Below are 12,071 nucleotides of genomic sequence, written 5' to 3'. Positions count from 1 at the left end.
CCCTCCGCGCCGAGCGCGAAACGAGGCCGGGCTCCTGCGGGAGCCCGGCCTTTTCGCTACACGGAGACTCGGTGCGAGGCCAGACGTGCGAGCTGGCGGTCGTGGAGGCGCGAGAGCAGCGCCTGGGCCAGGAGAGCGCCGCAGAGGGCGAGGAACATGTCCCACTGCGTGTCCCAGATGTCGCCCTGGGTGCCCAGGAAAGCCGTGGCCGCCTCACCCGTGACGAGCGCCGTGGCCCATTCGAGGAGCTCGTAGAGCGCGCTGAAGGCGAGGCAGACCGAGGTCGTCAGGGTGAGGAGCCAGCCGCCCCGCCCGATCGGCGTCCTCCGAAGGAGGATTTCCCGGGCGAGGATCGCCGGAACGAAGCCCTGTGCCAGGTGACCGATGCGGTCGTAGTGGTTCCGGGCGAAGCCGAATACGTCCTTCGCCCATTCGCCGAGCGGCACCTCGGCGTAGGTGTAGTGCGCACCGAGCATCAGGACGAGGGCGTGGAAGAGGAGGAGGCGCTGCAGGAGCGGCGTCAGGGGGAACCGGTGCGCCGTGGCGACGAGCACGGGAAGGCCGATCAGGATCGGAGCCACTTCGAGGAGCCAGGTGAAGCGGTCCTTCGGACCGATGCCCGAGACGACGAGCGCGATGAGGGCAAGGACGAGGAGCACGAGCGGCTCCCGCCGCGGGGGCGGTCCGGACGGTATCGATGTCATCGTCCCGCGATTACACCAGACGGTGGCCGCCGCTGGCCATCAGGCGGCCTTCAGCCGCTCCAGCTCCCGTTTCGCCCCGGTGTGCCCGGGCTGCACCTTCAGCGCCTCGCGATACTCGGCGATCGCGGCCGGCGTCCGGCCGAGCTTCTCGAGGAGGAGCCCTTTCCGCCACCGGGCGTCGCCATGGGTCGGTCCGTCCCTGGGGGGGGCGAGGGAGAGGAAGCGATCGAAGAGGGTGAGGCCCTTCTCCATCTCCTCTCCCGAGAGGAGCGAGAGGCGTCCCAGCTGGTAGAGCGCGAAAGCGTCGTTCGGGTCGGCGGCAACCCGCCTGTCGAAGATGGCGCGAGCCTCGGGCCACCTCTTCTGCCGCGCGAAGAAGCTGGCGAGGGCGATCGGCCCCTGGACGCCGAACTGATCGGCTTCCATCGCCTTGCGGTAGGCGGCCTCGGCCTCCTTCGGCTTCTTCTCGTGGTCGGCCACCATGCCGCGAGCCACGTACCCGCGCATCGCGTCGAGCTCGCCGAGCCTGGCGGCCTGCACCTTGGCCTTCTCGACGCTTCCGCCCGCGATCCCCGGCGCCATGAGGTAGTACCGTAGAAGCTCGAAGCGCGCTTCTGCATTGCCGGGGGCCACCTCTATGGCCCTTTCCCACGCCTCGTGGCACTTCTTCGCCCACGACATCTTCGTGAAGACCGAGGCCGTCAGCGCCCTCTGCCCATACGCCCGGCCGGCCCACAGGAGGACGTCGGGGTCCTTCGGGAAGGTCTTCAGCGCCGCGTCCGCGGCCGCCGTCGCGGCCTCCGGGTCCCGCTTCTCGAGCGCCGCCTGTATGGGGGCCGAGGGAAGGACGGCTCCGGCGGCGGGCGCGACGAGAGTCGTGACGAAGGCAAGGGAAGCGAGGCGTGCGAGGAGGGCGGAGGAGCGACGAATCGTCATCGGCAGGCTGAGCACTCCGGGCAGTACGCACGCCGCGGGCCAGGGGTTTCCACGTGCCGCGTCGTCGTCGTCGGGCATCATCCCCGGATGGCCGAGCAGATCGACGCTTCCGTTGCCGAGGACGTCCGCCTTCCCGACAACGCCTTCCGCGAGCTCGCGCCTGGCGAGACGTACGGCCCGGTCGTCCCGTCCGCTGCGTCCGTCCCCGAGGTGACCGCCCGGTCGATCGTGCAGGGGATTCTCTGGTCGATCGTCTTCTCGGCCGCGGCGACGTACATCGCGCTGAAGCTCGGGCAGGGAATCGAGTCGGCGATCCCGATCTCGATCCTGGCGGTCGGCGCCTCGGCGCTCTTCGCGAAAGTCCTCGCCGCGCGCGGCTCGACGCTCCTCGAGAACGTCAACGTCCTCGCCATCGGCGCCACCTCGGGGATCGTCGCCGGGGGTTCCGTCTTCACGATGCCGGCGATCTACATTCTCGGCCTCGAGGGGCGCTCGTCGTTCTGGCAGATCTTCCTCGTCCCCCTGCTCGGCGCCGTCCTCGGCGTCTTCTTCCTCGCTCCGTTCCGCCGCTACTTCGTCCGCGACCTCCACGGCAGGCTCCCGTTTCCGGAAGCGCGCGCGACGACGGAGATCCTCGTCGCCGGAAAGCGCGGCGGGCAGAGTGCGATCGTCCTCTCCTGGTCGGCGGCGCTCGCGGCGGCGTTCGACTTCGCGGGGCCGTCGATGAAGGCCTGGGCCGAGAACTTCTCGACCGCCGCGATTCCCGCCCTCGCCGGTTTCACGGACCGCTTCAAGGCGGTCTTCACGATGAACACGTCGGCGGCGGTTTTCGGCCTCGGATACATCATGGGACTCGACTATGCGGCCATCATCATGGCCGGTTCGATGGTCTCGTTCCTGGCCCTCGTCCCTCTCTTCGCCTGGCTCTCCCGGTTCGTCCCGGGGGCGATCTCCGCCGGCGCAGCGCCGCTGGCCTCGATGGGGGCGGAGGACATCTTCTTCGAGTACGTCCGGCCCATCGGCATCGGCGGCATCTTCTGCGCCGGGCTGCTCTCGATCCTGAAGATGTCGCCGGTCATCGTCCAGGCGACGCGCCAGGCCTTCGGCGAGATCGCGCGTCTCGTCCGGGGCGGGGGCCAGGCGGCCCAGGAGGAACGGACCGACCGGGCGCTCCCGATGTGGGTCGTCCTCCTCGGGATCCTCGGCACGGGGCTGGCGATCCTCCTCTACTTCCGCCTCTGGGTTCTCGCCGGCACGCCGGGCGCCACGCGGCTCGCCCTCGTCTCGACCGGGCTGACGCTGCTCGTCGCGTTCCTCTTCGCGGCGGTCTCGGCCTGGGCGATCGCGATGATCTCGATCACTCCGATTTCCGGGATGACGCTGACGACCCTCATCGTCACGGCGGTCGTCCTCTCGAGCCTCGGCCTGCGCGGCGAGGACGGAATGCTCCAGACGCTCCTCATCGGCGGCGTCGTCTGCACGGCGCTCTCGATGAGCGGCTCTCTCGTCACGCAGTACAAGATCGGCTACTGGCTCGGCGCGACGCCCCGGAAGATCGAGATCTGGAATCTCCTCGGTTCCGTCGTGGCCTCCGCCGCGACGACCGCCGTGATACTCCTCATGGCGAAGGTCTACGGGTTCTCCCCCTCACCCCTCCACGCGAATCCGCTCCCCGCACCGCAGCCGAACGCGATGGCGGCCGTCCTCCAGGGCGTCATGGGCGACTCGGGCGCACCCTGGTTCCTCTATGGGGTGGGGGCGGTTTTCGCCGTGGCGGCCGAGATGTGCGGGATCTCGGGCCTCGCGTTCGCGCTCGGGATGTACCTTCCGATGGAGCTGAACTCGCCCCTCGTCTTCGGCGCTCTCGTCGCGTGGCTCGTGAAGCGCTCGTCAACCGACGAGCCGCTCGCGAAGGCGCGGCACGAGAAGGGCACGCTCATCGCCTCCGGCTTCATTGCGGGGGGCGCCCTCGTCGGCGTGCTGGCCGCGCTCCTGAAGTTCGCCGAGGACTCGACGGGCAGGACGATCGTTCCCGACCTGACCGCCGTGCCGGGAATCGGCGCGTGGCTCTCGGCCTGGGGAAACTGGCTCGGGCTCGCCGTCTTCCTCGCGCTCGGGGCGTTCGTCTACTTCAGCTCGAGGCGGGAGACCGTGGAGGCCTGAGCGCCCGCGAGGAGATTCAGAGGTCGGGGTTACCCCTCCGCACGATCCGTATCGCCGTTCCATCGCGGACGTAGGTCCAGCCGTTTCCAGCGAGGACGAGGTCGAGCGCCTGGTCCCACGGGACGTCGCGGAGCGTGGCCGTGACGGTGCCCGCCAGGCCAGGGGGAGCGACGACGGAGAGGCCGCGGCCGGCCGTGAGCGACCGAACGACCCCGCCGAGGTCGGCGTCCTTGACGTCGAGGCTCACCGTCGCGCCCGAGAACCGGGCCACCCCTTCCGGCGGAGCCTCGAGCGGTCGCGGCGCGACCTTCGGGGCCGTGCGGGCGTCTCCCCAGAAGAACGTCCAGGCCTCGGCGAGGCGCGCCCGCCACGAGCCCCAGCTGTGCCCTTCCGGGACCTCTCGGTACTGGACCGGCTGCCGGCGCGCGAGAACGGCGCGGAGCCGGCGGCTTCTCGCGACGAGGTCGGCGCCGTGCAGGTTCGACTCGAACGTCCCGACGTCCAGGTGGAAGCGGGCGGCGCCGGCAGGCAGGCGCGCGAGGTCCGCGAGGAGGGCTTCGAAGTTCGCGTCGACGGCGTTGCCCGTCGATTGCGCCCCGCAGCGGCCGAAGACACCGGGGTACCGCGCCGTGACCGAGAGGGCGGCGAAGGCGCCGAGGGAGACCCCCATCACGCCTCGGCCGGCCGCGTCCTTTCGAACGCGCCAGCGCGCTTCCACGGCCGGGACGAGCTCCGTCACGAGGAACCGCTCGAACGCTTCGTCCCGCTCGTAATCCGTGCGCCGGTCGACGGGAGGGACGAGGACGATGAGGAGCGGCGGGAGCTTTCCCGAGGCCATCAGGTTCCCGGCGACGGCGGGGGCCTTGCCGAACTCGCGGTAGTCGAGGCCGTCGAGGAGGTAGAGCGCAGAGACCGGCTCCTTCTCGGCGGGGAGGTTGCCGTGGTGCCAGACGACGACACGGCGCGGACCTCCCATGGACCGGCTCTCGACCGTCAGCTCCTCGTACGCACCCCGGGCGGTTTCCGGCGCCGGCTCGACCTCCTTCGGCGGGGCATACGCGGGCGTCCTCAGCTCCGAGTTCGGGCCGTAGCCTCCGCTCATCGTCCGCGGGTTCCACGGGTCCAGCGTCCACTCGGTACCCTCGACGACGAGCTTGTAGTCCAGCCGGGACCCGTCGGGGAACTCGAGCTCGAGGACGTGGAGGTTCGTCCCCTCCAGCCTCTCGAGTGGATTCGAGGACGTGCTCCAGCCGTTCATGTCCCCGGCGAGGAACACCCGCGCGGCGGGAGAGCGGAACGCGAACAGGGCGCGGACGTGCCCCGCGGTCGGGGCTGGAGTCAGGAGAGGAGCCCCCGCCCGCTCGACGCAGGCGGCGAAGGCCTCCGCCACGGCTGGCTTTTCGACGGGCCCGGCGGCGGCCATGCGGCCGCGAAGCTCCCCGAGGCTGGCGCAGGGAGGCTCGGCCCGGGCGGGCCCGTGAAAGGAGGCGGCGAGGGTCGCGGCGAAGAGAGAAACGGCGAGTCCCGTTCGGGCCGTGCGTTCCATTGCCATGTCCGACCTCCCCGGTGCCGATTCTCTCGCTTCGCCTGCTAACGTCGAACCCCGTGAGGATCTCCCGCGCCGCATCGTTCAAGGTCACCGTCGAGAGGTCGCGCTTCTTCGCTCTCGTCCTTCCGGCTGCGACGGAAGAGGACGTGCTCCTCGCCGTGAAGGCGGCGAAGGGGGAGCACCGGAAGGCGAACCATCACTGCTGGGCGTTCCGCGGACGCGACGCCGCCGGCGCCCTCGTCGAGAGGTCGAAGGACGACGGCGAGGTGGGGCACCCCGGCCGCCTCATCCTCGAGCTCCTCCGCCGGGATGACCTCGAGGGGGGGCTTCTCGTGTCGCGCATCTTCGGGGGTGTGAAGCTCGGGGTCGGAGGGGTCTCGAGGGCTTTCCGCGAAGCCGCCGAGGGGGCCCTGGCCGCTCTCCGGGAATCCTCAGGAGCGTAAAGAGGTTGCCTCTGCGGGTGGCCTCTCGTCGGGACTCGGGGACTCGTCGTGGATCGGCTTTCGGTACGCCGGGTCCCGGAAGTGGCCGAAACAAGCGGGGGACTTGAAAATCTAAGTTACAGCCACTAAACTTTGGTGTTGAGTCTTCCGCGTTAGGTCGGCTCGAAAGGTCATCATGCAGCCCACCCAGACTCTTCCGGTCATTCCTCTTCGGAACGCCGTTCTCTTTCCGGGGGTCAGCTTCCCGATCGCCGCCGGCCGGCCCGGCACGCTTCACGCCATCGAGACGGCGATGAAAAGCCCCGATCAGCTCGTGTTCGCCATAACCCAGCGCCAGGACGTCGAAGCCGTGACGCCCGAGCTCCTCCACACCGTAGGGACCATCGCCTCGATCGGGCCGATCCAGCGCGGTGTGGGCGGCGCCCGGCTCCTCCTCCAGGGGAAGACCCGCGGCATCGCGATGAGGATCCAGGAGAAGGACGGGCGCCTCGAGGCGGTCGTCGTCGAGGCTGCCGAGATGCCTCCGCTCGACGCCGGCGACACCGCGTTCGTCGCGCTCCTGAAGGAGCTGAAGGAGCGTTCCGCCGAGCTGGCCAAGAAGCTCGGCCTGCCGGACGAGGCCATCGCGAACGTCCTGTCCGAGGCCGACGAGCCGGGCAAGCTCGCCGACCTCGTCGCCGGCTACATCGACATCCCCACGGCCGAGCGACAGCTCCTTCTCGAGACCCTTTCGGTGGAGGACCGCGTCCGGCGGACGCTCGTTCACGTCCAGCGGCAGGTCGACGTTCTCGACGCGCAGGAGGAGATCAAGTCGAAGGTCCAGGAAGAGCTCGGCGACCGACAGCGGGAGATGTTCCTCCGCCAGCAGCTGAAGGCGATCCAGAAGGAGCTGGGCGAGGGCGAGGACGGGGACGACGACCTGAAGGGGCTCAAGGAGAAGCTCGACGCGCTCGTTCTCACCGAGGACGTCCGCAAGGAGATCGACCGGGAGTGGAAGAAGCTCCAGAGGCTCTCCCGCGAGTCCATGGAAGCGCAGGTCCTGCGCAACTACCTCGAGCTCGTCGCCGAGCTGCCCTGGTCGGTGCGCAGCGACGAGCACCTCGACGTCGTGGAGGCGGAGAGGATCCTCGACGAGGATCACTACGCCCTGAAGGACGTGAAGGACAGGATCCTCGAGTTCCTCGCGGTCCGCCAGCTCCTCGGGCGCAGGACCGCGGAGGCGGCTGCGGAGCCCTTGGAGGGCGCGAAGACCGAGGCCGCGGTGGAAGGGGCGACGGCACCGGCGTCGGCGCTTCCGCCGCATGCCGAACCTCCGAAAGTGGACGGGGCCAGGCCCGTCGAATCGAAGAGCCTTCCGAACCGGGGCCGGATTCTCCTCTTCGCCGGTCCTCCCGGGGTCGGGAAGACGTCGATCGCGAAGTCGATCGCGCGCGCCCTCGGCCGCAAGTACGTCAGGATCTCGTTCGGCGGGGCCCGCGACGAGGCGGACATCCGCGGCCACCGGAGAACGTACGTCGGCGCGATGCCGGGCCGGATCGTCCAGGGGATGCGGCAGGCGGGGACGAAGAACCCGGTCTTCCTCCTCGACGAGGTCGACAAGCTCGGTGTCTCCATGCAGGGAGACCCGGCGTCGGCGCTCCTGGAGGTCCTCGACCCGGCCCAGAACGACAGCTTCACCGACCACTACCTCAACGTCCCGTTCGACCTCTCCGAGGTCCTCTTCATCGCGACGGCGAACTTCGTCCAGTCGATTCCAGGCCCGCTCCTCGACCGGCTCGAGGTCATCGAGTTCTCCGGCTACACGGAACGCGAAAAGACGCTGATCGCCCGGAACTACCTCCTTCCGAGGCAGCTCGGCGAGAACGGCCTGAACCCGGGCCAGCTCGAGGTGACCGACGCGGCTCTCGCGGAGATCATCTCGTCCTACACGCGCGAAGCGGGCGTCCGCCAGCTCGAGCGGGAGCTCGGGAAGCTGGGGCGGAAGGTGGCGCGCCGGATCGCCGCGGGGGAGATCGAGAAGGCCGCCGTCGACGCGCCCGACGTGGCGCCGATCCTCGGCCGCAAGAAGATCCAGCCCGAGAAGATCGTCCACGAGGACCAGGTCGGGGTCGCCACGGGGATGTACTACACGCCCGCCGGCGGCGACATCATGTTCATCGAGGCGGCGCTCATGCGCGGAAAGGGGGAAGTCCTCCTGACCGGCCAGCTCGGCGACGTCATGAAGGAGTCGGCCCGGGCGGCGTGGACCTTCGCCCGCTCGCACGCTCCGCTGCTCGGCATCGACGACACGGCCTTCGAGCGCGACCTCCACATCCACGTCCCTGCCGGGGCGATCCCGAAGGACGGCCCGTCGGCCGGCGTGGCGATGGCTTCGGCGATCGTCTCGGCGCTCTCGAAGCGGACCTGCCGCCGCGACGTCGCGATGACGGGGGAAGTGACCCTCTCGGGCCGGGTCCTGCCGATCGGCGGCGTCAAGGAAAAGCTCCTTGGCGCCGTGCGAGCGGGGATCCGGACAGTCGTTCTTCCGAAAGAGAACGTGGCGGACCTCGAGGACCTCCCCCAGGACGTTCGGGACGGACTGGAGATCGTGCCGGTGCAGGACCTGAGCGAGGCGCTCGCCGTCTCGCTGAGGGGGCGCGTGAAGGACGGGCAGCTACTCTTCACGGACGAGGCGGCCGGCAGCGGCAAGGACGCGCCGGCGGCGCACTGACGGGCGTGGTGCGGGGTCTCCGTGGGAGACTCCGCGCCATGCAGAAAGACTTCGAGCGGCGCCTCGACGATCTGGACGACTGGAAAGACGCCCTCCTGGGCTCTCTGGCCATCGAGAGCCCGGAAAGGCTGGCATTCCGCCCGGACGGAAAGGGCTGGTGCGCGCTCGACGTCGTCCAGCACCTCGTCCTCGTCGAGGAAAGCGTCGTCGGCTACGCGCGGAAGAAGCTCCAGGGGCCGCCGCAGCCCGTTCCGGCTCTCGACAGGGCGAAGCTCGCCCTCCTCGTTCTCATCCTGCGGTCGCCGGTCCGCTTTCGCGCGCCTGCGCCGGTGGTGATCCCGGCAGAGACGTTTCCGCTCGCGGAGCTCTCGGTCCGTTGGGGAAAGGTCCGCGAGGACCTCCGGGAGATCCTCGGGTCGCTGCCGGACGAGCGCCGCAGGACCCTCTTGTTTCGCCACCCGATCGGCGGCGCGCTCGACCCGCAGGGGACGCTCGACTTCGTCCACGAGCACGCGAAGCACCACGACGCCCAGATCCGCCGGACCTGGCGGGCGGCGGGCTGCCCGAAGTAGCCCGTCAGCCCGGTGTCGCCCCCTCGTGCGCGAGGAGCCACTCCTTGCGCGCGACGCCCCCGGCGTACCCTCGAAGGCCGTCCTTGCCGACGACGCGGTGGCAGGGCACGACGACCGACACGGGATTCGCACCGTTCGCGGAGCCGACGGCCCTCACGGCCCGCGGGCGGCCGACGCGCCGGGCCAGCTCCGCGTAAGTGATCGTCGAACCGGCTGGGATCTCGCGAAGCGCCGCCCAGACGTCACGCTGGAACGGCGTGCCGCCGAGGTCGACCGGGACGGCGAACAGCGCCGCCGTCTCGCCCGCCAGGAAACGCAGGAGCGCCGTGACCGCACCTGCGGGGTCGCTGGCGTCCCGCTGATCGAGCGGTCCGAAGCGTGCCTCGAGCCGCGAGCGGAGGCGAGGAGCCGAATCGGCGAAGCCGGCGGCAACGAGCGCGCCGTCCTTCGCGGCGAGCCAGAACGGGCCGGCGGGGGTCTCGACGGTGGCGGTGTGGATCGTCGTGCTCATGCGTTCTCCCTGTTCGCGAGGTCGGTCCAGAGGTGGATGAGGGCGTAGGCGCGCCAGGGGCGCCAGCTGCGGGCGCGCGCCTCGACGGCCGCGATCGTCGGGAGCGTGGCCCCCTCGGCGAGCGCCTTCCGGAGGCCGAGGTCGCCCGCCGGCAGTGCGTCGGGCTCGCCGAGGGCGCGCAGGGCGATCACCTGCGCCGTCCAGGGGCCGATGCCGGGGACTCCCGCCAGGCGCCTCTGGGCTTCGTCGAGCGATGCGGCCGGACCGAGGTCGATGCGCCCGAGGGCGACCTCGCGCGCCAGGAAGCGGATCGTCTCCGCGCGCCGGGAGGGAAGCCCGATCGAGACGACGTCGGCGTCCGCCAGCTCCTCGGCGCGCGGGAAGAGGAGCGTGAGCCCGTCGCGCGCCGTCCGGGCGTCGAGGCTGCGTCCGAATCGTGACGCGAGTCTCGCCGCCAGCGTGCGGGCCGCCCTCACGGAGACCTGCTGTCCGAGGATCGTCCGGACGGCGGTCTCGAACGGGTCCCAGGCTCCCGGTACCCGCAGCCCCGGACGTCGCGCCAGGAGCGGGGCCAGGAGAGGGTCGGCACCGAGATGCGCGGCGATCGTGGCCGGGTCGGCGTCGAGGTCGAAGAGGCGCGCGGTGCGGCGGGCCGCCTCGAGCGCCACGGCCGGACCGAGGCCCCGGAGGCGGAGCGACAGGAGACCGCGCCCGGAGTCGACGCCCGCTTCTACGATGCCGGCCGAGCCTCCGAGATCCGCCGTCCGCCGATAGACACCGCCCGAGACCTCTTCGATACCCGGAACGGCACGGGTCGCCAGGAACGCGAGAAGGGCCGTGTCGTCGAACGGAGGGCGGAAGGGGAGGCCGAGTGCGATCCCCGCGGGCGCGGATTCCGTCCTCGTCGACACCGGCCGTCTCAGCCGCGACGGCGGGACGCCGAACGCCGCCCGCATCGCTTCGTTGAAACGGCGGACGCTGGAGTAGCCGGCCGCGAGCGCGACGTCGGACATCCGGAGCGTCGTGTCGTCGAGGAGCCTGCGCGCGAAGTGGAGGCGCCGCGTCCGGGCGACGGCGATGGGGGAGGCCCCGAGATGTTCGGCGAAGAGCCGCCGCAGGTGCCGTTCGCCGACCCCGAGGCGTGCTGCGAGGGCGCCGAGCGGGGCGTCGTCCGCCAGGCCCGCGTCGATCTGGCGAAGCGCTCGCGCGACCGTGACCGACGTGCCGGTCCAGGCGGGGGTCCCGGGGGCCGTATCGGGACGGCAGCGGCGGCAGGCGCGAAATCCCGCCTCCTCGGCGGCGGCCGCGCAACGGAAGAAGAGGACGTTACGCGGTCTCGGCAGGGGGGCCGGGCAGCCGGGCCGGCAATAGACGCCGGTCGACGTGACGCCGGCGTAGAAGCGCCCGGCGAAGCGGCGGTCGCGGCCGAGGAAGGCGGCGAGGCAGGATTCCCTGTCGATCTCCACGGCGGTAGTGATACCGCAGTCGGGGCATGGCCGTCTGGCGGTTTTCGGACGTGGCTGTCGCGCTCTCGATCCGACAGGCCCCAGCCCCCGTCCTCCGCGGGATCGTTTCGTGCCGGAACCGGGTCCCGCCGGCGCGGGAGCGGGGTATCGTGTGTGCGGAGCGCGCGCATGCCTCGACCGATTCCGCTTCCCGAGAAGGTCCGCTGGCTCGTCCTCGTCGCCGGCCTCACCGCCTCGATTCCCCTCTACGCCGTCGTCGTCTTCGTCGTGTCGTCGGCGGAGGCGCCTGTCGACGTGGCGCCGCGGGCACTGCGATACGTCCTCTACGGCGCCGCGTTCGGCCTGGCGCTCCTCGCTCTCGCCGTTGCGCCACGCGTGGGCTCCGATCCCGCGACCGCGCTTCCGTTCGACGTGTTCCTCCGGCGGACGCTCATCTCCCTCGCCATCGCCGAAACCTCGGCGATCCTGGGGCTCGTCCTGTTCTTCCTCGGCCGCAACCTCGCCGACTTCCTCGTCCTCGCGGGCCTGGCGCTCGCCGTCATCCTGCTGGGAATCGTCCCGCGCGGGCTGCGGTGGTTCCGCCTGCGCGAGGACCCGGCCGCCGGCGGGGGCGCCCCTCCCCTCTCCCCGGGCTGACGCGGCTCCGGGACCGTCAGCCAGGCCGGCCCTCGACCGCATCGGCGATGCCGAGGAAGTCCGGGTAGGCGACCGCGGGCCAGCTTTCGGCCGTGAGCGCGCCGTTCTCGCGCGAGAGGAGCGAGACCCGGAACGCCGTCTCGCCATCCGGCGCCTCGTAGATGTCCATGAAGTCGTACGGGCCGAGAAGCGCGTAGTGGCCGATCCACCGGATGCCGGGACAGACTTTGTCCACCTTCGTCTTCCAGTCGTGGCCGGTGGCTCTGCGCCCCGACGTCCCCTGGAGCGCCGCGGGTGTCAGCTTCGTCATCAGGACGTACGTCGGCATGACGGTGCCTCCCTTCGACCTTCCGTTGTTCGCAAGATCAACGTTACACCCGT

The 12,071-nt window shown here is 70.8% G+C and carries 10 protein-coding genes; 4 read left to right on the top strand and 6 right to left on the bottom strand.

The window, feature by feature from the left end; genetic code table 11:
• Positions 1–56: 56 nt before the first annotated feature.
• Both IPN03_20680 and IPN03_20675 read right to left on the bottom strand, forming a co-directional pair.
• Complete coding sequence (locus IPN03_20680; protein MBK9376066.1) at positions 57–704, bottom strand: DUF2238 domain-containing protein; 648 nt, start codon at positions 702–704, stop codon at positions 57–59.
• 39 nt (positions 705–743) lie between these two features.
• The gene (locus IPN03_20675) at positions 744–1,640 is read right to left on the bottom strand and encodes a tetratricopeptide repeat protein (GenBank protein ID MBK9376065.1); all 897 of its coding nucleotides are present in this window, start codon (positions 1,638–1,640) and stop codon (positions 744–746) included.
• Positions 1,641–1,727: 87 nt separating this feature from the next.
• Here IPN03_20675 and IPN03_20670 point away from each other — a divergent pair, with 87 nt between their 5' ends.
• Positions 1,728–3,803 (top strand): oligopeptide transporter, OPT family, encoded by a 2,076-nt coding sequence (locus IPN03_20670; GenBank protein ID MBK9376064.1) that lies wholly within the window; start codon positions 1,728–1,730, stop codon positions 3,801–3,803.
• 16 nt (positions 3,804–3,819) lie between these two features.
• On the opposite strand, the gene IPN03_20665 is transcribed toward IPN03_20670, so the two are convergent.
• Positions 3,820–5,355 carry a secretin and TonB N-terminal domain-containing protein gene (locus IPN03_20665; GenBank protein ID MBK9376063.1) on the bottom strand — a complete coding sequence of 512 codons (1,536 nt, stop codon included), beginning with the start codon at positions 5,353–5,355 and terminating at the stop codon, positions 3,820–3,822.
• Positions 5,356–5,408: 53 nt separating this feature from the next.
• On the opposite strand from IPN03_20665, the gene IPN03_20660 reads away from it, so the two are divergent.
• The 3 genes from IPN03_20660 (at position 5,409) to IPN03_20650 (ending at position 9,077) form a co-directional block, all read left to right on the top strand.
• The gene (locus IPN03_20660) at positions 5,409–5,795 is read left to right on the top strand and encodes a YigZ family protein (GenBank protein MBK9376062.1); all 387 of its coding nucleotides are present in this window, start codon (positions 5,409–5,411) and stop codon (positions 5,793–5,795) included.
• Positions 5,796–5,970: 175 nt separating this feature from the next.
• Positions 5,971–8,505, top strand: a complete 2,535-nt coding sequence (gene lon, locus IPN03_20655; GenBank protein MBK9376061.1) for an endopeptidase La — start codon at positions 5,971–5,973, stop codon at positions 8,503–8,505.
• 38 nt (positions 8,506–8,543) lie between these two features.
• Positions 8,544–9,077, top strand: coding sequence for a DinB family protein (locus IPN03_20650; protein ID MBK9376060.1), 534 nt, complete (start codon positions 8,544–8,546; stop codon positions 9,075–9,077).
• Between the two features lie 4 nt (positions 9,078–9,081).
• Here the strand turns inward: IPN03_20650 and IPN03_20645 are convergent, their stop codons facing one another.
• From IPN03_20645 to IPN03_20635, 3 genes are read right to left on the bottom strand one after another with little or no spacing between them, the layout of a single operon-like run.
• Positions 9,082–9,588, bottom strand: a complete 507-nt coding sequence (locus IPN03_20645; GenBank protein MBK9376059.1) for a methylated-DNA--[protein]-cysteine S-methyltransferase — start codon at positions 9,586–9,588, stop codon at positions 9,082–9,084.
• Entirely contained in the window at positions 9,585–11,732 is a 2,148-nt protein-coding gene (locus tag IPN03_20640) for a helix-turn-helix domain-containing protein (GenBank protein MBK9376058.1), read from the bottom strand. The genes IPN03_20645 and IPN03_20640 overlap by 4 nt, the downstream gene beginning before the upstream one ends.
• Positions 11,707–12,018 (bottom strand): GYD domain-containing protein, encoded by a 312-nt coding sequence (locus tag IPN03_20635; protein ID MBK9376057.1) that lies wholly within the window; start codon positions 12,016–12,018, stop codon positions 11,707–11,709. Before IPN03_20635 ends, IPN03_20640 begins: the two co-directional genes overlap by 26 nt.
• Positions 12,019–12,071 lie beyond the last annotated feature (53 nt).

Source organism: Holophagales bacterium (genome assembly GCA_016719485.1).
GTDB lineage: Bacteria > Acidobacteriota > Thermoanaerobaculia > UBA5066 > UBA5066 > UBA5066.
This window is presented reverse-complemented; position numbering and strand designations above follow the sequence as displayed.